Origin of the sequence: Haloactinopolyspora alba (genome assembly GCF_003014555.1) — a bacterium.
GTDB lineage: Bacteria > Actinomycetota > Actinomycetes > Jiangellales > Jiangellaceae > Haloactinopolyspora > Haloactinopolyspora alba.
In genome coordinates, this window is record NZ_PYGE01000022.1 from 1 (window position 1) to 25,946 (window position 25,946).

Annotated in this window: 24 protein-coding genes; 9 read left to right on the forward strand and 15 right to left on the reverse strand. The window is 70.7% G+C overall.

The genetic code is table 11. The features are described 5' to 3' along the window. Positions 1-248: 248 nt before the first annotated feature. From CLV30_RS26115 to CLV30_RS21740, 5 genes are all read left to right on the forward strand, one after another. Positions 249-560 (forward strand): hypothetical protein, encoded by a 312-nt coding sequence (locus CLV30_RS26115; protein ID WP_129710965.1) that lies wholly within the window; start codon positions 249-251, stop codon positions 558-560. 333 nt (positions 561-893) lie between these two features. Beyond that, entirely contained in the window at positions 894-1,184 is a 291-nt protein-coding gene (locus CLV30_RS21725; RefSeq protein ID WP_205740725.1) for a LuxR C-terminal-related transcriptional regulator, read from the forward strand. Between the two features lie 131 nt (positions 1,185-1,315). Then, complete coding sequence (locus CLV30_RS21730; RefSeq protein WP_106539342.1) at positions 1,316-4,474, forward strand: alpha-L-rhamnosidase; 3,159 nt, start codon at positions 1,316-1,318, stop codon at positions 4,472-4,474. Positions 4,475-4,604: 130 nt separating this feature from the next. After that, a complete protein-coding gene (locus CLV30_RS21735; RefSeq protein WP_205740724.1) occupies positions 4,605-5,684 on the forward strand; it encodes a LacI family DNA-binding transcriptional regulator in 1,080 nt (359 codons plus the stop codon). Between the two features lie 91 nt (positions 5,685-5,775). Further along, positions 5,776-6,627 (forward strand): HAD family hydrolase, encoded by an 852-nt coding sequence (locus tag CLV30_RS21740; protein WP_106539343.1) that lies wholly within the window; start codon positions 5,776-5,778, stop codon positions 6,625-6,627. Between the two features lie 132 nt (positions 6,628-6,759). Here CLV30_RS21740 and CLV30_RS21745 read toward each other — a convergent pair whose 3' ends face one another. The 10 genes from CLV30_RS21745 to CLV30_RS21790 all read right to left on the reverse strand — a co-directional run bounded on the left by CLV30_RS21745 (position 6,760) and on the right by CLV30_RS21790 (position 14,785). Continuing rightward, positions 6,760-7,683: a lysophospholipid acyltransferase family protein gene (locus CLV30_RS21745; protein WP_205740723.1), complete on the reverse strand. Its 924-nt coding sequence runs from the start codon at positions 7,681-7,683 to the stop codon at positions 6,760-6,762. Continuing rightward, positions 7,680-8,720: an NAD-dependent epimerase/dehydratase family protein gene (locus CLV30_RS27080; RefSeq protein ID WP_129710964.1), complete on the reverse strand. Its 1,041-nt coding sequence runs from the start codon at positions 8,718-8,720 to the stop codon at positions 7,680-7,682. Before CLV30_RS27080 ends, CLV30_RS21745 begins: the two co-directional genes overlap by 4 nt. An 88-nt stretch (positions 8,721-8,808) precedes the next feature. After that, entirely contained in the window at positions 8,809-8,910 is a 102-nt protein-coding gene (locus CLV30_RS21755) for a 30S ribosomal protein bS22 (RefSeq protein WP_106539346.1), read from the reverse strand. Between the two features lie 157 nt (positions 8,911-9,067). Continuing rightward, complete coding sequence (locus CLV30_RS21760; RefSeq protein WP_106539347.1) at positions 9,068-9,286, reverse strand: helix-turn-helix domain-containing protein; 219 nt, start codon at positions 9,284-9,286, stop codon at positions 9,068-9,070. 224 nt (positions 9,287-9,510) lie between these two features. Beyond that, a complete protein-coding gene (locus CLV30_RS21765; RefSeq protein WP_106539348.1) occupies positions 9,511-10,701 on the reverse strand; it encodes an acetoin utilization protein AcuC in 1,191 nt (396 codons plus the stop codon). A 4-nt stretch (positions 10,702-10,705) separates the two neighbouring features. Next, entirely contained in the window at positions 10,706-11,512 is an 807-nt protein-coding gene (gene proC / locus CLV30_RS21770; RefSeq protein WP_106539349.1) for a pyrroline-5-carboxylate reductase, read from the reverse strand. Continuing rightward, the gene (locus CLV30_RS21775; protein WP_106539407.1) at positions 11,509-12,438 is read right to left on the reverse strand and encodes a proline dehydrogenase family protein; all 930 of its coding nucleotides are present in this window, start codon (positions 12,436-12,438) and stop codon (positions 11,509-11,511) included. Before CLV30_RS21775 ends, proC begins: the two co-directional genes overlap by 4 nt. 141 nt (positions 12,439-12,579) lie before the next feature. Then, positions 12,580-13,308 (reverse strand): ABC transporter permease, encoded by a 729-nt coding sequence (locus CLV30_RS21780; protein ID WP_106539350.1) that lies wholly within the window; start codon positions 13,306-13,308, stop codon positions 12,580-12,582. Beyond that, positions 13,305-14,081 carry an ABC transporter ATP-binding protein gene (locus tag CLV30_RS21785; RefSeq protein WP_106539351.1) on the reverse strand — a complete coding sequence of 259 codons (777 nt, stop codon included), beginning with the start codon at positions 14,079-14,081 and terminating at the stop codon, positions 13,305-13,307. Before CLV30_RS21785 ends, CLV30_RS21780 begins: the two co-directional genes overlap by 4 nt. A gap of 98 nt (positions 14,082-14,179) precedes the next feature. Continuing rightward, positions 14,180-14,785 (reverse strand): TetR/AcrR family transcriptional regulator, encoded by a 606-nt coding sequence (locus tag CLV30_RS21790; RefSeq protein ID WP_106539352.1) that lies wholly within the window; start codon positions 14,783-14,785, stop codon positions 14,180-14,182. A gap of 445 nt (positions 14,786-15,230) precedes the next feature. On the opposite strand from CLV30_RS21790, the gene CLV30_RS21795 reads away from it, so the two are divergent. Beyond that, a complete protein-coding gene (locus CLV30_RS21795) occupies positions 15,231-15,713 on the forward strand; it encodes a hypothetical protein (protein WP_106539353.1) in 483 nt (160 codons plus the stop codon). 257 nt (positions 15,714-15,970) lie between these two features. Here the strand turns inward: CLV30_RS21795 and CLV30_RS21800 are convergent, their stop codons facing one another. The 3 genes from CLV30_RS21800 to CLV30_RS21810 all read right to left on the reverse strand — a co-directional run bounded on the left by CLV30_RS21800 (position 15,971) and on the right by CLV30_RS21810 (position 18,729). Beyond that, on the reverse strand, positions 15,971-16,831 hold the full coding sequence (locus tag CLV30_RS21800; protein WP_106539354.1) for a sugar phosphate isomerase/epimerase family protein: 861 nt from the start codon (positions 16,829-16,831) through the stop codon (positions 15,971-15,973). 80 nt (positions 16,832-16,911) lie between these two features. After that, the gene (locus CLV30_RS21805) at positions 16,912-17,637 is read right to left on the reverse strand and encodes a M15 family metallopeptidase (protein WP_165358565.1); all 726 of its coding nucleotides are present in this window, start codon (positions 17,635-17,637) and stop codon (positions 16,912-16,914) included. A gap of 141 nt (positions 17,638-17,778) precedes the next feature. Continuing rightward, positions 17,779-18,729: a Ppx/GppA family phosphatase gene (locus CLV30_RS21810; RefSeq protein WP_106539356.1), complete on the reverse strand. Its 951-nt coding sequence runs from the start codon at positions 18,727-18,729 to the stop codon at positions 17,779-17,781. An 86-nt stretch (positions 18,730-18,815) separates the two neighbouring features. On the opposite strand from CLV30_RS21810, the gene CLV30_RS21815 reads away from it, so the two are divergent. After that, positions 18,816-19,568: a DUF3109 family protein gene (locus tag CLV30_RS21815; protein ID WP_106539357.1), complete on the forward strand. Its 753-nt coding sequence runs from the start codon at positions 18,816-18,818 to the stop codon at positions 19,566-19,568. Positions 19,569-19,653: 85 nt separating this feature from the next. Here the strand turns inward: CLV30_RS21815 and CLV30_RS21820 are convergent, their stop codons facing one another. Further along, positions 19,654-21,363 (reverse strand): LPXTG cell wall anchor domain-containing protein, encoded by a 1,710-nt coding sequence (locus CLV30_RS21820; protein ID WP_106539358.1) that lies wholly within the window; start codon positions 21,361-21,363, stop codon positions 19,654-19,656. 357 nt (positions 21,364-21,720) lie between these two features. Here CLV30_RS21820 and radA point away from each other — a divergent pair, with 357 nt between their 5' ends. Continuing rightward, positions 21,721-23,088, forward strand: a complete 1,368-nt coding sequence (gene radA, locus CLV30_RS21825) for a DNA repair protein RadA (RefSeq protein WP_106539408.1) — start codon at positions 21,721-21,723, stop codon at positions 23,086-23,088. A gap of 169 nt (positions 23,089-23,257) precedes the next feature. Further along, positions 23,258-24,352 (forward strand): DNA integrity scanning diadenylate cyclase DisA, encoded by a 1,095-nt coding sequence (disA, locus tag CLV30_RS21830; RefSeq protein ID WP_106539359.1) that lies wholly within the window; start codon positions 23,258-23,260, stop codon positions 24,350-24,352. Between the two features lie 275 nt (positions 24,353-24,627). Here the strand turns inward: disA and CLV30_RS21835 are convergent, their stop codons facing one another. Beyond that, entirely contained in the window at positions 24,628-25,827 is a 1,200-nt protein-coding gene (locus CLV30_RS21835; protein ID WP_129710962.1) for a hypothetical protein, read from the reverse strand. Positions 25,828-25,946: the final 119 nt, after the last annotated feature.

The window sequence follows — 25,946 nt, forward strand, 5'->3', positions numbered from 1 at the left end:
CGGTGACTGCCCCAACAGCACCACCGCACCCGCCACCACCACAGCCGACAACCGCCGCACCACAACAGGCCACCCACTCCCACGATCCTCCGCCGCCATCATCCAGCTCCAATCACGATTGCAGGTTCGGCACCCAGACCAACCGCCCACTCATGCAACCCGGGCGCGTGCCCACGAAACACCCAGACACCACACCGACAGTGTTGATCCGTTTCAATCTCACCAATCACATGGGCACACCCACACCCATGTCAACACCATGGCCGATACCGGCCACCAACCAGCGACACACCCGATGTCTTGTACAACTGTCGTGCACTACTACGCTACGGCTGGGCCGCAAGCGGGTCGCGAACGTCGAGATCGACGCAGCCGCCCGGCACCGAAGGCCCTCCGCGGCCAACACGTGGAACGAGATCCGCCTCGACGTGTCCGGCTGGGCCGGTCGTTCCCCGGTCGACCGGGTGGAGCTGGCGATGTGGGCGTTCGGCGCCAATGACCCGACCTGTAACCCGCACTTCCAGCTGGACTCCGCCGGGTGGTGCAGCCCGGACGCGTAGCCGGTCGGCACCTGATCGTTTCACCACGGTTTTATGCCCGGACCGCGGCGCCCCCGGCGCTCACGGCTTCCGATCGCCTCGGCCAACCGCGCCCACGTCAGCGCACCAGTACCCGAGAATACGACCAACCGGGGGGACCGGGCTCCGTTCGCCGCTTCTCGTCTTCGGTGCGCTCAGGTGGGCATGGATGCGACCTGGGCGCACTTGCAAGGGGTTGAATCGTCTCAAATCGTTACCGTCGAAGTGTTGACCACATCTGGCCGACCCCGTACGTTCACTTCATTGAAACGTCATTTTCGGCGACAGTCCGCTGACACGAACAGGTCGACGCCCATGACGATGAACCGTTTTTCCGCCGCGCTCGCCGAGCGTGCCCCGGTCCGCCCGGTGCCGCACCTGCGGGTGTGCCCGGTGGCCTCCGACGACCCTCGCCGGGTCTTTTCGGCCGACGAACTGACTCTGATCTCCCTGTTCGCCGACGGCCTGTGCATCGAGGCCATCGCGCGGCGACTCGACCTGTCCGACCGCACCGTCCGCCGTCGCTCCCGGGCCCTGTGCGACCGCCTCGGCGTGTCCAGCACCATCCAGGTCGTCGCCTGGGCGGCGCGGCGCCAACTCATCTGACATCGGTGTGATCATGTGATCTGCGACAGCCACGGCCATGCCTGGCGGCGCCGGCCCTACGACGCCGACGCCGCGCGCCGGCACTCCGACCGCGCGCCCGATCTCCTCGATCTGATGCGTAAGGACCACGTGTGACCGACCACGACACCAGCCCCGTGCCCACGCTCCGCTGGGTCGACGACCACCGGCCGCTCGGCGCGAGCGAGCCGCCGCCCCCGTCCCGGGTCGTCCACGTCGTGTCCGCGGCACGGCCGAGGTTCTCGTGGATCGTGCCGCTGGTGCGCGACGGGCAGACCCAGACCGCGTACGAGGTGCGTCTCGCACCGGACGACCTCGATCCGCGCACGGCCGGCGACGTCTCGCTGACGTGGTCGTCAGGTGTCGTCGAGTCGGCGGAGTCGACGTGGATCCGGCCGGACGCCGACGTGGCGCCGTACAGCCGGTACCGGTGGACGGTCCGGACCCGCGACGAGCACGGTGCCTGGTCGGGCTGGGCCGAGCCCGCCGCGATCGAGGCCGGTCCGCTGTGCGCCGAGGACTGGAGAGCGGCATGGGTCTCGGTGTCCTCGCCGCGGACGGTGGTCGGTGCCATCGACCTCCCGGCCGCTCCGGTGCGAGCCCGCCTGCACGTCACCGCGCAGGGCGTCTACCGCGCGCGGGTCGGCGGCGACGTCGTCAATCCGGGCACCGCCGAGGCGTCGCGCACCGACGCCGTGCGGGCGCTCTACCGCACCTATGACGTCACCGACCTGCTCACCGCCGGTTCGACCACGCTCGAGATCGACCTCGGTGCGAGTCACTGGGCGAGATGCGGGCACGATCCGCGACTGCTCGCCGAGGTCGTCGCCGTGCTGGGCGACGGCTCAGTGGTGCGCGCGGGCACGGGCGCCGACTGGTCCTCACGTCCGTCCCAGGTGGTGGTCGACGAGGCGTTCTACGTCGAGCGACACGACCCCCGGCATGCCGCGACCGACGCAAGTGAACCCGTGGCCGTGGTCGCACCCGGCGAGCCCGGGATGCCGTCGCGCATCGTGCCCGACCCGGCGCCGCCGATCCGCGCCGTGGCCGAACGCACAGCGACGGAGATCGGCCGGCCCGGGCCCGGGCGGCGGGTCTACGACGTCGGGACGAACATCGCCGGCCGTTCCCGGGTGACGCTGCGCGACACGGTGCCGGCCGGCACCGAGATCGTCGTCGTCCACGGCGAGCTGCTGGGACCCGACGGATCCGTCGACACGACCAACCTGAAGATGCCGTACGACGGCGCCCGGCACCGGCAGTCGGTGGAATACGTCTGCACCGGCGAACCGGACGACGTCGCGGAGGCGTGGTTCGCCTTCCACGGGTTCCGGTATCTCGAGGTCATGGGGCTCCCCGACGACGCCGAGGCGGCGGTCACCGGGCTCGTGCTGCATTCGGACCTGCCGGACGCCGCGGCATTCGACTCCGACGACCCGACCATGCTGCGCCTGGTCAGGGCCGCAAGGCGCACCCAGCTCAACAATCTGCACGGCATCCCCGAGGACTGCCCGACACGCGAGCAAGCCGGCTGGACCGGCGACGCCGCCGCCACCACCGACCTCGCGCTCGCCCAGCTGGATCTCGGCGGCTTCTACCGCAAATGGCTCGGCGACCTGGCGACCAGTCAGCGCACCGACGGCAGCATCCCGGCGGTCGTACCCGCCATCCCGCCCAAAGCACCACCGTCGGATCCCGTGTGGGGGTCGGCGCTACAGCGCGTCCTGCTCGGGCACTGGCTGCATTACGGCGACCCCGTCCTCGTTGCCGAGCACCTGCCCGCCCTGCGGCGATGGGTCGACTACCAGCTGAGCCTGGTCCGTGACGGCGCTGTCCGCGATGCCGAGATCAGCTACGGCCACGACTGGCTGGGCCTGGCCCAGACGCCGCCGGAACTGCTGCACACCGGTGCGACACTTGATGCCCTCGACACGCTGGCCGCACTCGAGGAGGAGTTCGGCGACGGGGCCGAGGGGCAACGGCGGCGCGACCAGGCCACCGGCCTACGGACGTCCGCCCGTGCCGTGTTCCGCGACTCCGGCCGCGACGTCTGGGCGAACGGCTCGCAGGGCGCGAACGCGGTCGCCGTCGTCGCAGGCCTCGTCGGCCCCGGCGAGGCCGAGGATGCCGCCGTGGCCATCGAGCGCGACGTCCGGGCGCGCGGCAACCGTGCGAGCACGGGGTTCGCGGCGACCACGACGCTGGTACGCGCGCTGGCCGCGACCGATCGCGCCCAGGTGATCAGCGACGCCGTCCACCAGCCCGAACAGCCCGGTATCGGCTCGATGCTCGTCGACGGTCCGGGCACGTTGTGGGAGAACTGGTCGATCGACCCGAGCAACACGGGCACCGGCTCACTCGACCACGTCGGTCTCGGCGGTCCGTTCGCTGGCTGGGTGTGGACCGGCCTGGTGGGACTGCGACCAACGGCGGCCGGCTTCCGCCGGTTCGAGGTCGCGCCGCAGCCCGTGGAGGGCGTCGATCGCGCGTCCAGCGTCACCCAGACCGTGCGCGGCACGGTGCGCGTGGCGTGGGAGCGCGACGGCGACGACCTGTGGCTCGACGTCGAAGTGCCGGTGGGCGCGGCCGCGGCGGTCCGGCTTCCCGGCGCGGAGCCCGTCGACGTCGGGCCGGGACGCCACCGTGTCCATGGCATGTGGCCGAAGCCGCTCGCGGTGCCCCCGGTCTCGCTGCCGTCGGGCCGGCAGCCGGCTCTTGCCGAGACGGCCGCGGACGTGTCCGGCGGGGAGAACTGGCTGCCCGCGGCGACATCGGCCGTGGTCCCGACGGTCGACGTCGCCGGCCTCGACGTCCTCGACCACGGCCTGCACTGCATGCCCGTGCCGCACGCCCAGGTGCCCGGGCCGGTCCTGCGCTTGACCGGCCGGGGGGACGTCGAGCCCGACGTCCCTCACCTGCTCCGCCTCGTTCTCGCCGGACCGATGGATCTGACGGCCGCGCAGTTCGTCTATGGCCTGATCGACCTGTGCGTGCCCAAGCCGCACAGGCGCCCGGAACTGGTACTTCGGGTCCACGGAGCCGAGGGTGCCGTCGCGGAGGCCACGGCCGGGACCTGGCCGGCCGGCTGGAACCGCGTCGCGCTGGATGTCGCCGAGTGGGCCGGCCGGTCGGCGATCACCGCCGTCGAAGCCGGGGTGCGGTTTCGGTCTGCGGGCCCGGACGACATCGTGCACCGTCCGGGTGCGGAGACTGTCGCGGTGACGTTCCACCTCGGTGAGCTCGGTTGGAGCGCCGCCCGCCGCACCTGGTGAATCGCCGGACGTCGGTCCGGGGTTCGACCCTGACACGTGCCGATCGGGTGGAACTCGGCCAAACGTGGGAAGGAGCCTGCTGATCGGCGTTTCACCAGGTCGTACGTGGCAGAATCGGTGGACACGATGAATGAGCCGGAACGAGGTGGAGATGCCGGGCGAACGCAAGCGACACGCGCCGCGAGGCTCCAACGCGAAACCGCTGACCGGCATCCGTGAAGTGGCCCGCCTCGCCGGAGTCTCTGTGGGCACGGTCTCGAATGTCCTGAACCGGCCGGACAAGGTCTCCGAGGCGACGCTCGCGCGGGTCGAACAGGTCATAGAGCGCCTCGATTTCGTCCCCAACCGCGGCGCGGCGGATCTCCGCACGGGGCGCAGCCGGATGATCGGCCTGGTCGTACCCGACATCACCAACCCCTTCTTCGCCGACGTGGCCCGGGGAGCGGTCGACGCTGCCGGCCAGCAGGGTTACGTCGTCGTGCTGTGCAACTGCGATCAGGACATCGACAAGCAGAACGGCTACCTCGACGTACTCGAGGAGCAGCGGGTCGCGGGGGTTCTCATCAACCCCATCGGGGCCATCCCCTCCGGGCTGTCCCGGCTGCGCGACCGCGGCTCCGGAGTCGTCCTGGTCGACCGCTCGGCGAAGCTCAGCGACTACTCCTCCGCGGCGGTCGACGACGTGCGGGGCGGCCAGGTCGCCATCGAGCACCTGCTTGGCCTGGGTGCCAAGCGCATCGCCCTGGTGAACGGGCCCACATCGCTGCGCCAGTGCTCCGACCGTCGTCGCGGCGCACGCCGGGCCTTGTCCGCTGCCGGCCGCTCCGCCGACGACCTGATCGAGGTGGTCAACTCGACCATGACGATCCACGCCGGGGTCAGCGCGGTCGACCAGCTCCTCGCGCTCGACTCCACTCCAGACGCGGTCTTCTGCACCAACGACCTGCTGGCCATCGGCGTCACCCGGGCCCTGGCTCAGGTCGGCCGCGACGTCCCCGGCGACGTCGCCGTCATGGGCTACGACGACGTCGACCTCGCCGCCGAGGCACCCGTCCCGCTGACCTCCATCGGCCAGCCGAAGTACGAGCTGGGGCACGTCGCGACCGAACTCCTGCTCAAGGAACTCCCGATGGGCGCCGATGCCAAGCATGAGCGCGTGGTCTTTCAGCCCCACCTCACCGTCCGAAACTCGACCACCGCGACGCCCTGAATCCGGTTGGTCCGGCTCCAGCACCATCGTTCGTCCACAGCCGCCGCGCGTGACGCCATCGGGGTGGGAATTCCTTGTACCCTGGGCGACCATGCGGCTGCGGCGAACTTCTGCCCGCCGCTCGGCCATGACTGGCGAGCTCGCGGCGCGGACCGCGGAGGCAGTGGCCGGGCTGGACGTGCCGGCCGACACCCGGTCGGCGGCGTTCTTCGACCTCGACAACACACTGCTCCGGGGCGCGTCGCTGTTCTACCTGGCTCGGGGCATGCACGCCCGGGGGTTCCTGCGCACCGCCGACATCCTGCGCTTCGCCCGGCGCCAGGCGCGGTTCGCGCTCGGCGCCGAGCACGCGGAGCACATCCACGAGGCCCGGGCGGCCGCGCTGTCCTTCATCACCGGGCGGTCGGTGGCCGAGCTCGCCGACGTCGCCGAGGAGACCTTCGACGAGTGGATGGCGCACAAGCTCTGGCCGGGCACCCGGGCCATCGCGCAGTTGCACGTCGACCAGGGCCAGCGGGTCTGGCTGGTCACCGCCGCCCCGGTCGAGGTCGCTGCGGTCATCGCTCGCCGGCTGGGGCTGACCGGAGCGCTCGGAACGGTCGCCGAGCGCGTCGGCGGCCATTACACCGGCCGCCTCGACGGCGACCTGTTGCACGGCGAGGCCAAGGCGGCCGCGGTCGCCTCCCTGGCCCGGCGCGAGCAGCTCGACATGTCGCGGTGCTCGGCCTACAGCGACTCCGCCAACGACATCCCGATGCTGTCGCTGGTCGGTTTCCCCTGTGCGGTCAACCCGGACCGCCGGTTGCGGCGGCACGCCCGGGAACGCGACTGGCGCGTCCGGGACTATCGGGGTCGCCGGCGCACCACGACGCTGGCGATCGCCGCCGGCATCGGCGCACTGGCCGGAACGGTGGTCGGTGTCGCCGCCGCCCGCCGCCGCTGAGCCGCCCTGCCTGACCGGACCGAAAATGATCACGTTCCGCATGGAATTCCATGCGTCACGAGGCCTGCAAGGGTGGTGACGCGTGCACTCGCCTGGTGACGGCCGCTCCCGATCAGCCCGGACCACCACAGGTCAGCCGAACGCCGAGCCCCGCAGCTGTAGCAGCTCGTGCAGGGTCTGCTGAATGGTGTCGCGGACACGGTCGGTCAGCTCGAACACCACCATGGGGTCGTCCGCCGCTCCGGCGGGGTACTCGTCGGTGCGGATCGGCTCGCCGAACTCGATCAGCCACTTGGACGGCAACGGGATCAGCCCCAGCGGGCCGAGCCACGGGAACGTCGGCGTGACCGGGAAGTACGGCAACCCGAGCAGCCGCGCGACGTAACCGGCGTTGGCGACCATCGGATAGATCTCCTCCGCGCCGACCACCGAGCACGGCACGATGGGTGTCCCGGTGCGCAGCGCGGCCGCCACGAACCCCCCGCGGCCGAAGCGCTGCAGCTGGTAACGCTCGGCGAACGGTTTGCCGACGCCCTTGAATCCCTCGGGCCACACGCCCACGACCTCGCCGGCCGACAGCAGCGCCTGGACGTCGTCGTTGCACGCGAGCGTCGAACCGCCCTTGCGCGCCAGGTCGGAGATCACCGGGAGCTGGAACACCAGCGTCGCCGCGAGTGTGCGCAGGTGCCGCGACCGCGGGTGCTCGTCGTGCACCGCCAGCTGCGTCATCAGTGAATCGACCGGCAGCGTTCCGGAATGGTTGGCCACCACCAGCGCCGGCCCGTCGTCCGGGATGTTCTCGACACCGCGCACGTCGACGCGGAACCAGTGCCGGTACAGCGGACGCAGCACCGGCAGCAGCACCGTCTCGGTGAGGTCCTCGTCGAAACCGAAAGCATCGACCTCGAACTCGCCGGTGAGCCGTCTGCCGGCGAACGACGCCAACCGCTCGGCGTCGGGCCCCAGCCGCTCGCGCACGAACCGGCCGGCCGCTGCGGCCACCCGGTCGAGCGCGCCGGCCCTCTGGTCGTCGTCAGGCTCGTCGGGACCGGTCACGGCTGCCCTCTCTGGTGGCCGAGCCCGTCCGCGAGGCGGGTACGCACCTGCCGCGCAGCGGCGAGCACGGCGTGCGAGTCGAAACCACCGGTGACGCGTGCCCGGACGAACTCGTCGAACGTGGCCATGGTGCTGTACGCCGGCTCGAACCCGAGCTGCTCGCGCATCCTGGTCGTGTCGACGCCGCGCCCGTGGGTGAGGAAACGCACCTGCGCGGAATCCATGTCGGCGACGCCGGTACGTCGCATCAGCCCGCCGACCAGGGGCGTTCCGAGGGTCGGCAGCGGCACCGCCGGGCGCCCGGCTCTGGCCAGCGCCTGGCTGAGCACGAGGAAGCCGTCGCCGGCGACGTTGACGATGCCGGTGTGCTCGCCCAGCGTGGTGTGCCGCAACGCGTCCAGGCAGTCTTGCTCGTGCACGAGCTGGAACCGCGGGTCGCGCCCGGCGACGAACGGGACGGCGGGCAGCGCGAAGTACTCGGACAGCGCCGTGCGGATGGTGGGCCCGAGGACGTTGGCGAAGCGCAGGATGCTGACGTGGACGTCGGGGCGGCGCCTGGAGAATCCGCGGACGTAGGCCTCCACCTCGCTCGCGTCCTTCTCGTACCCGCCGCGCGCCAGCGCTCCCGGCACCATGTCCTCGGTGAACAGCGCGGGAGCGTGAGCGCCGGCCCCGTAGACGGTGGTGGACGACTTCACCACCACTGTGCGCACCGACGCCGCGCGCTGGCAGGCCGCCAGCAGCTGCATGGTGCCGATGACGTTGATCTCTTTCTGCGGCGAGCGGCCACCCGCGTCGGACCGCGTCGCCAGGATGTTCATGTGTACGACGGTGTCCGGCTCGACTCGCTGCATGACGCGGCCGATGTCGGAGGTGCGGATGTCGGCCCGGACGAACTCGGCGTCGCCGATGTCGTCGTCCGGCGGGACGACGTCGATGCCGACGACGCGGTCGACGCGGTCGTCGTGGGAGAGCTGCTCGGCGAGGAGCGCGCCCAGGTGCCGGGCCACCCCGACGACCATGACCACCCTCGACACCGGATCGACCCTCCCGTCACGCAGGCCGCCAGCTTATCGCCGGCGCCGCCCGTGGCCGTGGTGTACCCGGTACGGGCCCGCCGACGGCCTACTTGCCCTGACGACGTCGCTGCACTCGCGTGCGGCGCAGGAGCTTACGGTGCTTCTTCTTCGCCATCCGCTTGCGGCGCTTCTTGATCACAGAGCCCACGGGGCCACCCTCACTCGGTTCGGTCGGTCGTGTCCGCTCCGCAGGACCGCACAGCGGCCGCGGACTTCCTCGGCAACACGGGGAGCCCGCGCGCACCGACACAGGTTATCCGCGGGCCCGGGTGCGTGATCCAATCGTTACAGCACGGAGCAGGCGCTCAGCCGGCTTCCATCCCGTGGACGTAGGACTCGCGCAGGTACTCGTGCACCGCGCTCTCGGGGATGCGGAAAGACCGTCCGACCTGGACCGCCGGCAGCGTGCCGGCGTGGACGAGGCGGTACACGGTCATCTTCGAGACCCTCATCACGGTCGCCACCTCGGCCACGGTGAGGAAGCGCACCTCTCCCAACGGTGCTTCCGGTCCGTTCGTCGTCATCGCCCCTCCACCACGCGCCGCCGGCGCTTCCTCGTCGACGCCCGTCTACGGCTACGTGTCGTTCGATCGTAGTGGCGGATGTGACGGATGGGAAAGGGGGACGGCCCGGTGAATCGGCCGCGCGCGGCGATTGATCCGATCTTGTGACCTTCGCCCCGCTTCCGCGGCGGGCGCGGGCTCTCCTCCCCCGGCCGATCCTCATGGTCGTCAGGACGGCGACGCCGTCAGTGGCCGGGGTCCAGGCCGTGCAGCGGAAACACCGCGTTCCGGGTCGCGAGCACGGCCTGGTCGAGCCATTCGGCCGGGTCGTAGCCGTCGTTCCAGTCCGTCGCCTCGGGCGCGGCGCCGTCGGTCATCCGCAGCTGCGCACCGCGCCCGTACACCGCCCCGACGTGGTCGCGCCACGACTGGGGGATGTCCGTCTCCGGCGCGATCGGCGCCTCGGCGGCGATGGCCAGCAGGTGTGTCCACGCGCGCGGCACCACGTCGAGGACGGCGTATCCGCCGCCGCCGGTGGCCACCCACCGCCCGTCACACAGCTCGTGTGCCAGCTCGTGCAGGGCGACGTAGGACGCACGCTGGCCGTCGACCGTCAGCGCGAGGTGCGCCAGGGGATCGTCCAGGTGCCCGTCGCAGCCGTGCTGTGTGACCAGGATCTGCGGTTTCCACGAGCGCAGCAGCGGCGGCACGACGGCGTGGAACGCGCGCAGCCACCCCACGTCGTTGGTGCCCGGCGGCAGTGCCACGTTGACGGCGCTGCCCTCCGCCGACGGCGCCCCGGTCTCGTTCGGGGTGCCGGTTCCCGGGAACAGGGTGCGCGGCGACTCGTGCAGGCTGACCGTCAGCACCCGCGGGTCGTCGTAGAAGGCGGCCTGCACGCCGTCGCCGTGGTGCACGTCGACGTCCACGTAGGCCACCCGTTCGGCTCCGGCGTCGAGCAGCGCGCGGATGCCGACGGCGACGTCGTTGTAGACGCAGAAGCCGGCCGCGTGATCGGCCATCGCATGGTGCAGGCCGCCGGCCACGTTCACGCCGTGCAGCGCCCGGCCGTCCCAGACCGCTCGGGCCGCCTCGACGGTGCCGCCGACGATACCGGCGCTCGCCTCGTGCATCCCGGTGAAGCACGGGTCGTCGTCGGTGCCGAGCCCGTGCTCGAGGTCGACGGTGGCCGGGTCGGCTCCCGCCGCACGGACCGCCGCGACGTATTCGGCGGTGTGCACGCTGGTCAGGGCCGCGTCGTCGGCCATCTTCGGCGCGACGACCCGCACGTCCGGGCGGTCCAGGACGCCCATGGCCCGGGCCAGCCGGATGGTCAGGTCGAGCCGCACCGGGCTCATCGGATGTCCGCGGCCGAAATCGTAGCCGGTCAGCGCATCGTCCCAGGCGATGTGCGCGGCGCAGCGAGGCTCGTTCATGCCGTCACACCGGCTCGCCGGACGACAACGAGCGCGACCGGTCCCGCGCGGCCTCCATGGCCGCCAGGAAGTCCGCCCGGACCTTGCCGTCCTCGAGCAGGCGCAGCGCGGCGGCGGTGGTTCCGCCCGGAGAGGTGACCCGCTCGCGCAGCACCGTCGGGTGCTCGCCGGTGTCCGACAGCAGCTTGGCCGAGCCGACCAGGGTCTGCACGACGAACTCGGTGGCGGTGGCGCGCGGCAGGCCCATGTGCACACCGGCCTCGATCATCGCTTCGACCACGTAGAACACGTACGCCGGCCCGGACCCGGAGATGGCGGTGACCGCGTCCAACTGCTTCTCGGGGACGCGCGCCACCTTCCCGGTCGAGCGCAGCAGCCCCTCGGCCTCACTCAGATGCGCCTCGTCACAGTGCGAGCCCGCCGAGATGGCGGACATGCCCTCGTCGACCAGCGCGGGCGTGTTCGGCATCACCCGGACGACGGCGACCCCGGACGGTAGCCGGGACTCGATGAACGTCGTGGTGATGCCGGCCGCCAGCGACACCACGAGCTGCCCGGGCCGGGCGGAGTCGCTGATCTCGTCCAGCAGCGCACCCATGTCCTGCGGCTTCACCACCACCAGGACGGTGTCGGCGCGCTTGACGGCCGCCGGGTTGTCGACGACCTCGACGCCGTACCGCTCGGTCAGTTCGGCCGCACGCTCGGGACGCCGGTCGGTCACCAGCAGTTCGGAGACCCGGCGGCCCGCGTGCACCAGGCCGGAGAGCAGGGCTTCGCCCATGACGCCCGCGCCGAGAATCGCCACTGTCATTTCTTGCTCGCCACCGATCGTAGGAAGAGGGCCATGTTGGCCGGCCGCTCGGCCAGCCGCCGCACCAGATACCCGTACCATTCCGCGCCGTAGGGCACGTACACCCGCACCCGCTCGCCCGCACGGACCAACCGTCGCTGCTCGCGTGGCCGTACACCGTAGAGCATCTGGTATTCGTAACTGCCCTGTTCACGACGGTGCCGCGCGGCCAGCGACCCGGCGATCTCGACGATGCGCGGGTCGTGCGTGGCGATCATCGGGTAGCCGCGGCCGCCGAAGAGCACCTTCATGCACCGCACGTAGGAGCGGTCGACGTCGGCGCGCTCGGTGAACGCGACGCTCGGCGGCTCGTCGTAGGCACCCTTGCACAGCCGCACCCGCGAGCCCTCGTAGGCCAGGTCGCGGCAGTCGGCCTCGGTGCGCTTCAGATAGGCCTGGAGCACCGCGCCCACGCTCGGGAAGTCCGCGCGCAGCTCGCGCACCGTGGCGAGCGTCGCGTCGGTGGTGGTGTGGTCCTCCATGTCGACGGTCACGGTCGTGCCGACGCCGTCCGCCGCGGCGCAGATCCGCCGCGCGTTGTCCAGTGCGACGGCCGTGCCCTCGCCCGACAGCGCCTGCCCCACCGCCGAGAGCTTCACCGACACCTCGACCTCCGGCCCGAACCCGGCTTCGCCCATGGCTCGCAGCAGGGAGACGTACGCGCGGGTGACCGCGTCGGCCTGGTTCCGGTCCGCCGCGTCCTCACCGAGGTGGTCGATGGTGACCGTCAGCCCGTCGTCGACGAGTTCACCCGCCGCGCGGACGACGTCGCTCTCGTCCGTCCCGGGCACGAACCTCGCGACGAGGTTGCGCGTCACCGGTACGGTCTCGACCGTGCGTCGCAGGCGCCCGCTCCGCGACGCTCCGAGCAACATCGAACGCATCATCGACCCGGCCAAGGCGGTCGCCCTTCCGTATCCGGCAGTACGTTTCCGTCAGGGTACGGCACGCTACGGCGCAGGTGCGGTCGCGCCGCGGGACTGCCGCCCGTCCGGGGACGCTCCACCGGTTCCGCGCCCGCCGCGGGTTCAGGGCGTCCGGCGTCGCAACGTCGCCGCGCCGAGGGCGAGCAACGCGACCGAGAACCCGACGACGACGAGGACGTCGCCGGCGACCGCCGGGTCCGTCGCCGCCTGGACGTCGCGCATCGCATCGACCGCGTAGGACAGCGGCAGGACGTCCGAGACGGCGCCGAGCACGTCCGGCAGTTCGTCGCGAGGTACCAGCAGCCCGCACAGCAGGAACTGGGGAAGGATCAACGCGGGCATGAACTGCACGACCTGGAACTCGGTGGACGCGAAGGCGCTGACGAACAGCCCGAGGGCCACCCCGAGCAGCGCGTCGAACACGGCGACGACGACGAGGATCCACGCCGGGCCGGCGGTCTGCATGTCGAGCAGCCCGACCGCGACAGCGGCGGTGGCACCCGCCTGGACGAGCGCCACCGAGCCGAAGGCGACGGCGTAACCGAGCAGGAAGTCCAGCTTGCCCGTCGGCATCGCCAGCAGCCGCTCCAGCGTTCCGGACGTCCGTTCGCGCAGCGTCGCGATCGACGTCACCAGGAACATGACCAGGAACGGGAAGATCGCCAGCAGCGCCGGCCCGACCACGTCGAACAGCCGCCCGCCGTCGTAGACCCACCACAGCAGGCTGATCAGCAGGCTCGGGACGGCGAGCATCATCACGATCGTGCGCGGGTCGTGCCGCAGCTGTGCCAGGACACGGGCGGCGGTCGCCAGGGTGATGCGCAGACTCATGGGGTCCTCATTCCGTTGTCCGCCTGCTCGATGAGCTTCAGGAAGGCCTGCTCGGCATCGCCTGTTCCGGTCCGTTCGAGCAGGTTGGGAAGGGTGTCGTCGGCGAGGAGCGACCCCTCGCGGAGCAGGACGAGCCGTTCGCAGCGCTCGGCCTCGTCCATGACGTGGCTGGACACCAGCAGCGTCGCGCCGGCCTCGACGATGCGGTGGAACAGCCCCCACAGCTCGACGCGCAGGACCGGGTCGAGCCCGACCGTGGGCTCGTCCAGAACGATCAGCTCCGGCGTGCCGAGCAGGGCTGTCGCGAGCGACACACGGGAGCGCTGCCCGCCTGACAGCCGCGACACCAGATGGTCGGCGTGCGAGCCGAGCTGGACCTGGTCGATGACCCGGTCGACGTCGCTGCGGGGCGCGCCGAGCACCCTGGCGAAGTACCGGAGGTTCTGCCGGATCGTCAGGTCGCCGTACACGGCCGGTTCCTGCGTCACGTATCCGACGCGGTCGCGCAGCACCTTCGCCCCGGCCGGCCGGCCGAGCACGTCCACGGCGCCGCCAGCCACACGCTGCACTCCGACGATCGCGCGCATCAGCGTGGACTTGCCGGATCCGGAGGGTCCGAGCAGCCCGGTCAGCGTGCCCTGCCGGACGTCGAGGTCGAAGTCGTCGAGCACCGTCCGTGCGCCGCGGACCACCCGCAGGCCGCGGGCCCGGACGGCCGCGTCGGCCGCACGGGACGTGTCCCCCGGCGACCGGCCTGCCGATAAATTCATCATACGATGAATATTGCGCGCGTAACCCGGCCCGGGTCAACACCGTTCGGGCTGATCATCAGGGATCAGTTACCGCCACAGCGGCAGTGCAGCGCTGATGATCACTGCTCCGCGATCGCGGAATCGACGTAGGCCTGAAGCACCGGCGCCACCAGCGCGATGACGTCCTCGTCCGACGTCGACGCGATCGGCTCGAGCTGCAGCACGTAGCGGGTGATGACCAGGCCGAACAGGTGCGAGACCATCGCCTCGACACGCAGCCGCGCATCCGGCAGGCCGTCGAAAGCCGCCAGCACCCGACCGAGGATCATCCGGGTGGCGAACTCGCGGAGCATCGTGGCCGCCGCCTCGTTGGACATCGCCGACCGCAGCAACGTCAGCAACGGAGCCCGCTTGTCCGGGTCGCCCCACACCGAGAGGAACGTCCGCGCCGCGCGTTCACCAAGACCGGAGAGGCCGCCGTCGGCGATCCGCGCCGCGATCGCCTCCGGGTCGAACGGGATCTCCAGAGCCGCCAGGAACAGCTTCTCCTTGGTGCCGAAGTAATGGTGCACCAACGCCGCGTCCACGCCGGCACGCGCGGCGATGCCACGCACGGACGCGCGGTCGTACCCCTTCTCACCGAACTCGACCCGGGCGGCGGCGAGGATCTCGCCCTTCGTGTCCGGCGCGCCTCGCCGGCGACCGGCGCGAGACCCGCTCACCATGTGCCGGCGGACAGAGGCCGTGGACCAGAACTCATCACGTGATGAATCTGCCGCCACCCGCTCGTATCGTCAAGGCGCCCGGCCGCCTCGCCGGAGCACGCGGGACGCACGAAGAGCACCTCCGGTCATTCGCCTTCAATTGGCCGCATGGTACCCGACTCGGGATCTCCGCCCGCACAGACCGGATCACGCACTATTCCGACATCCGGCGGTATTCGGCCGGCAAAATTCGGGACATCGGCCGCATCGAGGCATCGTTCGCATTCACGCGCGGGTCGAAATGTCGCCGATCCACACCGGGCCGTTCGCGGCTCGCCTCGACCATTGAGGTGACTCATCGACAAGGTGCTTGACATGGGTCATCTGAGAACGGAGGCTTCTACCCGATGCGCATCATCAGCACGACCATCGTCAATCAACATTTCATCATCCAAGGAGAAATGTAGTGAACAAGGTACTGCGCGGCGCACTGGTCGCAGGCGCCTCGCTTGCAGCCTGTGTCGGGTTCACGTCCACGGCTTCGGCCACCGAGGCCGACTCGGCCGGTGTCCCCGAGGTCACGGAGATGACCGAAGCGGGCGACATCAACATCCTGAACGACGCCTGCGTCCTGCCCTGGTTCTGGCAGGGCCCGTTCAACGTCCTGGTCGAGAACCAGGACGGCTCCTACACCGCCTGCAACGGCATGGACAGCGACGAGGCGGCAGCGGCCGAGGGCATCAACTTCGGCAACGACGTCTGCGCACTTCCGTGGTTCTGGCAGGGCCCGTTCAACGTCTTCGTCGGCAACCAGAACGGCGAGTACGTGGCGTGCAACGGCGGCGGCGCCGAGGTGCCGGCCGAGCTCGAGGGCGAGATCAAGACGCTGCTCCCGGAGGGCACCCCGCTCACCGAGCTGCTCCCCGAGGGCACGCAGCTGCTGCCGTAAGGCAGCTGACATCGCGGGTCTCCGTCGTCGATGACGCCGCCGGAGATTCGTGGGTCGACGACGCGCGCGGGAGGCCGCCCAACGGTCCGGTCACGGCCGTGGCCGACGGGCGCCTCTCCCGCGTCGTCCGTGTGACTCACGCGCCGGTCGCCGTACGGCACCGGCGCGTCGTTCGTGGCCGGGCCGGTTGCCCGGACGCGGGCCACCCCTTCTCGTCCGGCCCGTTCCCGCGCCCCGCTCACCCAGCCGCCCGGTGCTCATCCGGCCGGGTCGCGCGCCACCACCTCGGCCGTCCCGTCGGCCCCCACGGCGAAGGCGGTGCTGACCGAGGCGGCCAGGTTGAGCCGGGTGAACGCCAGCGCTTCGGCCAGGTCGGCCTCGCGCTCGGCGGTCGTCCGCGCGCGCCGTGTGGTCACCTCCAGGATGACCGCCCCGGACCATCCGGTGCGAGCGAGCCGCTCCAGCACCGCGGAGCACGGCTGCGTGCCCCGTCCCGGAATCAGGTGCTCGTCGCGTGCCGATCCGGTGCCGTCCGTCATGTGCAGGTGCGTCAGCCGGTCACCCAGCGCCTCGGCCATCGCCAGCGAGTCCATGCCGGCCACGGCCGCGTGCGACACGTCCAGCGTGATGTTGCGGTAGCCCTCGTCCGTGGGGTCCCAGTCCGGCGCGTACGCCGCGACCTCACGTCCGGCCGCCCGCCACGGGTACATGTTCTCGACCGCGATCGCGATCCCGGACTCCGCCTCCAGCTCCGCGACCCGGTCGACGAACGTACGCGCGTACTCGCGCTGCCACCGGAACGGCGGGTGGACGACGACCGTCGGTGCGCCCAGCCTGGCCGCGGCCTCCAACGACCGGCTCAGCCGGGTCATCGGGTCGGGCGACCACACCCGCTGCGTGATCAGCAGGCACGGAGCGTGCACCGACAGCACCGGCATGCCGTACTGCCGGGACAGGTGCTCGATCTCGTCGATGTTCTGACTGACGGGATCGGTCCACACCATCAGCTCGACGCCGTCGTAACCCAGCATCGCCGCCATCTCGAACGCGGTCGCCACGCCTTGCGGGTACACCGACGCCGTGGAGAGACCCACGGGCGCCTCCGGCACGCGCAGCACCCCTCCAGCCCTCTGACGCAGCTCCGACACGCCTTCAAGCGTAAGCGGAGGCGGCGGGCGCGCCTGCTGTTCCGTCGATGCTAGCGCAGCAGATCCGGGTCGTACTCCCAGTGCCACGGCTCCGGCCGGACACCGTCACTACGAGCCCAGCGGGGGTTGTGCCAGCCGTACTCGGTGCCGTGGGTGATGAGCCACTCGTGCAGCGCACCGGTGAAGAGCTCGGCGCCGCATCCGATGTCCACGGCCGTCCCCCACCCGTGGTTGCTGGTGCCCGGCTCGGCGGCGAGGCCGGGTTTCTCCTCGCTCAACTCGACCTGCTGGTCGTAACTGCGGTACGAGTCGGTGACACATGCCACCAGCGACGCGCCGGTGGCGTCCGCGTAGGCCTCGTCCAGCGCGACGAAGGCCGCCGCGGCGTCCGGGCGCAGGGCGTGCCCGTTGCCGATCTCGCAGAGGCTGTCCGAGTCCAGCTCGCCGTTGGCCGTGTCGTCCTCGGGCGCGGTCGCGGTGCAGCCATCGACCGGTGGGAACGTTTTCGACGACGGGGTGGCACTCGGCGGACGTGTCGAAGGCGACGGTGTCGAGGGTGAAGGCGACCCGTCCGAGCGGGTCGGCGGTGACGAGAGCGGCGACCGGGACGGGTCGGACCGCGCCGGATCGTCCGCGGCCGCCGAGCGCATCGCTTCGACGTCGGCGGGCGGAGTCGACCACCCAGGGCCGACGGCTTCCAGCTCGGGGTCACCGTCCAGGTGCGTCTGCGAGACGGCCATGCCGGCGACCCCGATGGTCACGAACGGCGCCGCCACGAGCAGCCACCGTGAACGTCGGCGATGCTGGCGACGCCGCGCACGTGCTACGCGCCGGGACGCGGCGTGGCGGGCGGCTGGCACGCGGCAGGCCTCCATGGTCGGGTCACGAGTCGATCACAGCATGTCGACTGTAACCCGTTATGCCCGATTTCCGGCATGCGGCCTCTCGAGCTGGTCGAGGCGGCGCAGGATGATCCCCTCACGCAGTGCCCACGGACAGATGTCCACACTGGTCACGTCGAACAGGTCGATCGCGGCGTCCGCCACGACGGCACCCGCGAGTAGCTGCTCGGAGCGGCCGGACGACACGCCCTGAACCTTCGCACGTTCGACAGCGGAGATCGACGAGAACGACGTCACGAGCTCCTTGGTGTCGTCGAGACTCAACGTCCGCCGGACGTACTGTCCGTCCGCGGACGGCGCGGCACCGGCGGCACGCGCCAGCGACCGGAAGGTCTTGCTCGACGCCACCGCCTGGTCCGGCAGGCCGTAACGGTTCACGGTGCCCACGATCTCGGCGATCTCGGCGCGGACATGGCGGCGCAACTCGCGGATCTCGTCCGCCGACGGCGGATCGTCGCTGAACCAGTCACGGGTCAACCGAGCCGCGCCGAGCGGCAGCGACACGGCCACGTCCGGGTCCTCGTCCAGGCCGGCGGCGATCTCCAGCGACCCGCCGCCGATGTCGATACACAGCAGCCGTCCGCTGGACCAGCCGTACCAGCGCCGCACCGCCAGGAACGTCAGCCGCGCCTCGTCCTCGCCGCTGAGCACCTGCAGGTCGACGCCGGCACGGTCTCGGACCTCGTCCAGGACCTTGCTGCCGTTGATCGACTCACGCAGCGCCGACGTCGCGAACGCGAGCATCGACGTGGCGCCCTTGTCCTCGGCGACCTCGACCGCACGGCGGCAGCACTCGACGAGGCGCTCGGCCCCGTCGGTGCTGATGGAACCGTCCTCGTCGAGCAGCTCGACCAGGCGCAGGTCGGTCTTCTCCTTGTATGCCGGCAATGGCCGCGCACCGAGGTGAGCATCGACCAGCAGCAGATGGACCGTGTTCGACCCGACATCCAGGACACCCATACGCACGCTGCCGACCATACCGGTGCCGCGCGCACCCGCGCGCGATTGCGAGCGACAGCATCGACGGGGTCGTGTCTCGTAGGCTCGCTGTCATGGAAACACCGGCGACCGGCGCACGGAGCTGGGTCGAGTTCACCGACCCGGCACACAGCGGCCAGGTGCTCAAGTGCGATCTCACCTGGCTGACGTCCCGCTGGTCGTGCATCTTCGGTCAGGGCTGTCCAGGTATCTACGCCGACCGGCCGGACGACGGATGCTGCACCCACGGCGCGCACTTCTCGGACGATGCCGACGAGCGCCGGGTGCGGGAGTTCGCCGCGGAGCTCACCGACGACGACTGGCAACTGCGCAGCGAGGGACTCCGCGGTGGTGTGGTCGAGACCGACGAGGACGGCGACCGGAAGACGCGTGTCGTGGACGGCGCCTGCGTGTTCCACAACCGGCCCGGGTTCGCCGGCGGGGTCGGCTGCGCCCTGCACGCCTACGCCCTCCGGAGCGGGCGGCATCCGCTGGAGACCAAGCCGGACGTGTGCTGGCAGCTCCCGATCCGCCGTGCTTACCGCGACGTCGAACGCCCCGACGGCACGACGTATCTCGAGATCACCATCGGTGAGTACGAGCGCGCCGCCTGGGGGCCCGGTGGGCACGACATGGACTGGTACTGCACCACCGCGACCGAGGCGCACGTCGGTCGCGATCCGGTCTACGTGTCGAACGAACCGGAGTTGCGGGCGTTGATGGGCGATGCCGCCTACGAGGAGCTCGCCAGGCACTGCGCCGCGTTCGAGGCGGCGCAGCTACCGCTGCTGGAGCATCCCGCGACGGTTGCGTCGCGGGCGCGCTGAGCGCGGGCGGAAGCGCGACAGACGAAACCGCTGGGCCCGCGGAGAGGGTGCGGGCCCAGCGGCGATTCGTACGGACCGGCTCAGATCAGTGCTGCACCGTCCGCTGCCTGCGGCCGGCGAACAGTGCCGCGGCACCGCCGGCGAGCATCAGGCCGGCGCCGAGGATCCACAGCTGGTTCCCCGCACCGGTGTCGGGAAGGGCTTCGTTCTCCGACTCGTCGTCTGCGACGTCGTCGCCGCTGCCCTCGGTGCCGTCGACCTCGGTCCCGTCCACCTCAGTGCCGTCCACCTCAGTGCCGTCCACCTCAGTGCCGTCCACCTCAGTGCCGTCCACCTCAGTGCCGTCCACCTCAGTGCCGTCCACCTCAGTCCCATCGACCTCAGTCCCATCGACCTCAGTGCCGTCCACCTCAGTGCCGTCCACCTCAGTCCCATCGACCTCAGTGCCGTCCACCTCGGTGCCGTCCACCTCAGTGCCGTCGACCTCGGTCCCGTCGACCTCGGTGCCGTCCACCTCGGTGCCGTCCACCTCGGTGCCGTCCACCTCGGTGCCGTCCACCTCGGTCCCGTCGACCTCGGTGCCGTCCACCTCGGTGCCGTCGACCTCGGTGCCGTCCACCTCGGTGCCGTCGACCTCGGTGCCGTCGACCTCGGTGCCGTCGACCTCGGTGCCGTCGACCTCGGTGCCGTCCACCTCGGTGCCGTCCACCTCGGTGCCGTCCACCTCAGTGCCGTCCACCTCAGTGCCGTCCACCTCAGTGCCGTCGTCCGCGGTGTTGCACGCCGCGTAGTAGGCCTCCTGGCTTCCGATCAGCGTGTTGACGGGGCCCTGCCACAGCCACGGCAGCGCGCACGCGTCGTTGAGCGCGTTCAGCCCGTCGCCGGACTCGCTTCCGGTGTTGTTGCAGGCGGTGTAGTGCGCCTTCTGGTCACCCAGCACGGCGTTGATCGGGCCCTGCCACAGCCACGGCGCGGCACACGCGTTGTTCAGGATGTTGGCACCGTCGCCGGTCAGCGTCCCGTTGTTGTTGCAGGCGGTGTAGTGCGCCTCCTGTCCACTCGAGAAGCCGTTGACGGGGCCCTGCCACAGCCACGGCAGCGCACAGACGTTGTTGCCGACGTTGAGGCCGTCGCCGTAGGTCGTCCCGTCGCTGTTGCACGCGACGTAGTGCGCCTCCTGGCCCTCGGTGAACACGTTCACCGGGCCCTGCCACAGCCACGGCAGCGCGCACGCGCCGTTGAGGACGTTGACACCGTCGCCGTAGGTCGCCTTCTCGCTGTTGCAGACGACGTAGTACGCCCCCTGGTCCTTGACGGCGCCGTTGGCCGGGCCCTGCCACAGCCAGGGTGCCGCGCAGGTGTTGTTGAGGACGTTGATGCCGTCCCCGTACTCCTTCTTCCCGTTGTTCAGGATGTTGATGCCGTCGCCAACGGACACCCCGCTGCCGCCGTCACTGCCGTTACACGCCTCGTAGTAGGCCTCCTGGCCGCCGACGAAGATGTTGAACGGACCCTGCCACAGCCACGGCAGCGCACAGACGTTGTTGCCGATGTCGACACCGTCCAGGCCGAGGCTGTCGAGCGCACCGTCGACCTTGGGGCTGTCGGTCACACCCCCCAGGTCCTTCAGCATGCCGAGCGCACCGCCCAGACCGGACTCGGTGGTGCTGCTCGAGGCGCTGCCCTTGTCGGAACCGGCCTGCTCGCCCGCCGCGACCGCCGTCGCGTTCACGGTGAGGCACGCGGCCAGCGCGGCACCGGCTACAACGGCACCGCGTAGCACTGTCTTGAACACAATTCCCCTCGAATCATCGCAGGTTTGTACCGGGCCATAGACAAACTCGTCGCCCGACGTTGAGAACCTTCCGCGCAGATGGGAGGCGTGTCAAGTTGATTGTCAGAATGAATACGCGGCTGTAATCAGCCACAGCATGTTCGCCACACTGCTTTCACTATCAGCGTGATTCCTGGCCGTCCCGGCAAAGCGCCGAGTGGATAGGGAACCGTCGGATGTGCCGTGATGTCATACCGAGCCGAACATCTGGAACCATCCGGGCATCGACGATGCCTGAGAGGCTCAGCGCCGACGGTCGGCATGTGCGGGCGGGTTCGGCGCCACGGGATGTCGGCGCCGGCCGATAGCGTGGCGACCATGGCAAAGGCAACGCAGACCTACCGGTGTTCCGAATGCGGCTGGACCACGGCCAAGTGGGTCGGGCGCTGCGGAGAATGCCAGGCATGGGGCACGGTCGCGGAGCTCACCGGAGCACGGGCAAGCAACACTCAGGCCGCCGCGGTGACCCAGGCCGCCAGGCCCATCGGTTCGGTGGAGCTCGAGGTCGCACGCTCGCGGCCCACCGGCGTCGGCGAGTTCGATCGTGCGCTCGGCGGCGGCCTGGTTCAGGGCGCGGTCATTCTGCTCGCCGGGGAGCCCGGCGTCGGCAAGTCGACCCTGCTGCTCGACGTGACCGCCCGCTGGGCGCACGAGGCCGGGCGAGCCCTGTACGTCACGGGTGAGGAGTCCACCGCCCAGGTGCGGCTGCGCGCCGAACGCACCGGCGCCGTCGCCGACGCGCTGTTCCTCACGGCCGAGACCGATCTGGCGGCGGTGCTGACGCACATCGACGAGGTCGCCCCCTCCCTGATCGTGCTCGACTCCGTGCAGACCGTGTCCAGCCCAGCCGTCGACAGCGCGGCCGGCAGCGTCACCCAGGTACGCGAGGTCGCAGCAGCGCTGATCCGCGCCGCGAAAGAACGCGGCATCGCCACCATCCTCGTCGGGCATGTCACCAAGGACGGCGGCATCGCCGGCCCCAGGGTCCTCGAGCACCTCGTCGACGTGGTGCTCCAGTTCGAGGGCGATCGGCACTCGCGGCTGCGCATGGTCCGCACCGTCAAGAACCGTTACGGTCCCGCCGACGAGGTCGGCTGCTTCGATCTCTCCGACTCCGGCATCACGTCGCTGGCCGATCCCACCGGGCTGTTCCTCTCCCAGCACGCGGCGGCCGTTCCGGGCACGTGCATCACCGTCACCCTCGAGGGGCGGCGCCCGCTGCTGGGCGAGGTGCAGGCGCTCGTCGCTCCGTCGGCCCTGGCCACGCCCCGGCGCGCGAACAGCGGGCTGGACTCGTCCCGGGTCTCCATGGTGCTCGCCGTGCTCGAACGCCGTGGCGGCGTGAAGCTCGGCGGCAGCGATGTCTACACGTCGACGGTGGGCGGCGCCAAGCTGTCCGAACCGGCTGCCGACCTCGCCGTCCTGCTCGCCGTCGCCGGCGCCGAGGCCGGGACGCCCACCCGCAACGGCGTCATCGCACTGGGCGAGGTCGGCCTGGCCGGAGAGATCCGCCACGTCACCGGACTGCAGCGACGCCTCGCCGAGGCAGAGCGGATGGGCTTCACCACCGCACTGGTCCCCGCCGATCCCGGTACCGTCCCGTCCGGCATCCAGGCGGTGGAGGTCGCCGATGTCGGGCAGGCGCTGGCCGCCGCCAGCCGGCCCGCACCGCCTCAGATACCCTGATCGCCTGGCGAACTCCGAGCCCGCGCCGGAGCGCCCGTCCGCCGTCCCGTGGCGATACGAAACGTCATAGACTGTTCGTTCCGACGCCGAATGTCGTCTGCCGAAACGACACCGGCGAGCCGTACACTTCAAACACGACGTTCAACCGTCAGGTCACGACAGGGGTTACGTGCAGGGCAACGATCGAGTCGGCGCCGACGCGAAACTGCGCCAGGCTCTGAAAGCGGTGGCGCCGGGCACCGCCCTGCGCGAAGGACTCGAACGCGTGCTCAGGGGCCGCACCGGCGCACTCGTGGTGCTCGGCCACGACAAGGCCATCGAGGCGATGACCACGGGCGGGTTCACACTCGACGTCGAGTTCAGCGCCACCAGATTGCGCGAACTCGCCAAGATGGACGGCGCCATCGTCGTCGACCGTGCCTGCACGAAGATCCTCGCCGCCGCGACACAGCTGGTGCCGGACCCGTCGATCCCGACCACCGAGTCCGGCACCCGTCACCGCACCGCCGAGCGCGTCGCCAAACAGACCGGCTTCCCAGTCATCTCGGTCAGTCAGTCGATGCGCATCGTCGCCATCTACGTGGACGACATCCGCTACGTCCTCGAGGACGCCGGGCAGATCCTCTCCCGCGCCAATCAGGCGCTGGCCACGCTCGAGCGCTACAAGCTCCGCCTGGACGAGGTCTCCGGCACGTTGTCGGCGCTCGAGATCGAAGACCTCGTGACCGTCCGCGACGTCGTCGCCGTCGCGCAGCGCCTCGAGATGGTACGCCGCATCTCCGTCGAGATCGACGGCTACGTCGTCGAGCTCGGCACCGACGGCCGGCTGCTCAGCCTCCAGCTCGACGAGCTCGTCGCCGGCGTCGACGTCGACCGTGAGCTGGTCATCCGCGACTATCTGCCGACGGCCTCGGGCCGCCGGCGACGGTCGCTCGCCGACGCGATCGCGGCGCTCGACGGGTTGTCGGGCACCGAACTCCTCGATCTCGGCGCCGTCGCCCGCGCGCTGGGGTTCCCCGGTGGCGGCGAACAGCTCGACGCGGCGGCGAGCCCGCGTGGTTACCGGCTGCTCGCTCGCGTGCCGCGGTTGCCCGACAGCGTCATCGAGCGTCTGGTCGATCATTTCGGCGGGTTGCAGAAGCTACTCGCCGCCAGCGTGGACGACCTGCAGGCGGTCGACGGTGTCGGCGAGAACCGCGCCCGCAGTGTCCGCGAGGGCCTCTCCCGGCTGGCGGAATCCAGCATCCTCGAACGCTACGTCTGAGGTCGTCCGCACCCGCTGCGTCCCGGAACCGCCTCCGTCGGACACGCGGGCCGGCGCGGCAACCGCGCCGTCCCCGGCACCAGGCGAGGCACACATCACCAGGCGAGTGCACGCGTCACCAGGCCTGCAAGGGTGGTGACGCGACGCAGGGAATTCCATGGTGAACGTGGTCATTTTCCACGCACGCGGGGCCCGCACCTGGACGGTGCGGGCCCCAACGGCTGTTTCCGAGTGTTCCCGACTGCCACTGACTAGCTCAGGGCGTGACGGTCACCTCAGTTGTACAGCACGGCCTCCTCGGCGATGCCGCCCTGCGGCACCTCGACCGACAGCTCCGGGAAGCTCAGCAGCCCGATCTCGGCGCTGCCGATCTCGACGTCGCCGACGACCGGCACCGGGGCACTCAGCGTGACCCGCAGCGACAGTCCGCCGCCGGAAGCCGAGGCGACCGTTCCGTCCTCGGCCAGCACGGTGTCCTGGTCGCGGTAGTCGGCGAAGTTGAGGTTCACCGAGACGCCGTTCACCTCGAAGGTCTGGTCGAAGCCCGGCTCGACGTCGACGACCTCCTTGTCGCCGACCTGCAGCTCCAGCGCCGGCAGCTCGTAGTCGAAGCTGGCGCCGCCCGGCTCACCGGTCGCCTCGAGACGACCCCACGCGTTCGGGGTGTCGCCGTCGTCGGAGCCGGCGAAGCCGACGGAGATCCCGCCGTTGGCCGCGCCACCGAGAATGCTCACGTCGCCGAAGCGGCCCCGGACCTCGGCGTAGCCGCCGAGCGTCCCGTCGTCCTTGGCGAACGTCCCGGTCTCCTGCTCGAGCTGGCCGGCGCCGACGGAGACGGCGGGCTCGCCGAGCGGGAGCGCGTTCGGCAGCAGGTGGGTCACCGGGCCCAGCTGCGACGGGTCGAGCAGATCGAGCTGACCGACGCCGGAGTACAGCGACGTCAGCACGCCGCCCTCCGAGCCCTCGGTGACGAGGTCGTTGTTCCAGTTGGCCTTGACCTCGCCGGAGATGGCGTCCAGGCCGCCGACGACCGGGATCTGGAGGTCGTGGACGCCGTAGGTCGCGGTGTCGTCCTTCTCGGGCAGGGCGACCTGCTCGACCAGGTACGGCACGTCGAAGTCGGTGCCCATGCCGCCCACGTTGGCGATCGTGCCGAACGCGCGGGTGTACACGCCCTCGTCCTCGCCCTCGATGCCGGCGGAGTTGGCCTCCGACTCGATCTGACCGACGGTCACGTTGGCGTCGACGTCCGGCACCGGCAGCGGCACGTCGCCGCCGGTCGTGACCTCGGCCGTGGCGTAGTAACCGTCAGCGACGATCCGGAAGTCGTCCGACCCGGCGGTGGCGTCGTCCGACTCGGCGGCGTGGGCCTGCAGCCCCACACCGACGCCGCCGACAGCGAGCGCGCTGCCCGCAGCACCGGCTACCGCCCTGACCGCAGCTCGACGCGAACGTCCGCCGCCAGTCATGCTCATAGTCATTCCCTCTCCCTGGAAACCGGAAAAATCATCCGCAGCCAATTCGTTTCGACCTGACGGATGGGATGCTCGACGAGCACTCCGACGCTGACGCTAACCAGACACAGAACTACATG

What these genes read in the sequence shown, in the direction of transcription:
- CLV30_RS21725 (WP_205740725.1), top strand. Translation starts at nt 894, where the DNA reads ATGACGATGAACCGTTTTTCCGCCGCGCTCGCCGAGCGTGCCCCGGTC.
- proC (WP_106539349.1), bottom strand. Translation starts at nt 11,512, where the DNA reads ATGACAGTGGCGATTCTCGGCGCGGGCGTCATGGGCGAAGCCCTGCTC.
- CLV30_RS26115 (WP_129710965.1), top strand. Translation starts at nt 249, where the DNA reads ATGTCAACACCATGGCCGATACCGGCCACCAACCAGCGACACACCCGA.
- CLV30_RS21775 (WP_106539407.1), bottom strand. Translation starts at nt 12,438, where the DNA reads ATGATGCGTTCGATGTTGCTCGGAGCGTCGCGGAGCGGGCGCCTGCGA.
- CLV30_RS21760 (WP_106539347.1), bottom strand. Translation starts at nt 9,286, where the DNA reads ATGACGACGAACGGACCGGAAGCACCGTTGGGAGAGGTGCGCTTCCTC.
- CLV30_RS21790 (WP_106539352.1), bottom strand. Translation starts at nt 14,785, where the DNA reads ATGGTGAGCGGGTCTCGCGCCGGTCGCCGGCGAGGCGCGCCGGACACG.
- CLV30_RS21735 (WP_205740724.1), top strand. Translation starts at nt 4,605, where the DNA reads ATGAGCCGGAACGAGGTGGAGATGCCGGGCGAACGCAAGCGACACGCG.
- CLV30_RS21780 (WP_106539350.1), bottom strand. Translation starts at nt 13,308, where the DNA reads ATGAGTCTGCGCATCACCCTGGCGACCGCCGCCCGTGTCCTGGCACAG.
- CLV30_RS21740 (WP_106539343.1), top strand. Translation starts at nt 5,776, where the DNA reads ATGCGGCTGCGGCGAACTTCTGCCCGCCGCTCGGCCATGACTGGCGAG.
- radA (WP_106539408.1), top strand. Translation starts at nt 21,721, where the DNA reads ATGGCAAAGGCAACGCAGACCTACCGGTGTTCCGAATGCGGCTGGACC.
- CLV30_RS21815 (WP_106539357.1), top strand. Translation starts at nt 18,816, where the DNA reads ATGGAAACACCGGCGACCGGCGCACGGAGCTGGGTCGAGTTCACCGAC.
- CLV30_RS21785 (WP_106539351.1), bottom strand. Translation starts at nt 14,081, where the DNA reads ATGATGAATTTATCGGCAGGCCGGTCGCCGGGGGACACGTCCCGTGCG.
- CLV30_RS21765 (WP_106539348.1), bottom strand. Translation starts at nt 10,701, where the DNA reads ATGAACGAGCCTCGCTGCGCCGCGCACATCGCCTGGGACGATGCGCTG.
- CLV30_RS21835 (WP_129710962.1), bottom strand. Translation starts at nt 25,827, where the DNA reads ATGAGCATGACTGGCGGCGGACGTTCGCGTCGAGCTGCGGTCAGGGCG.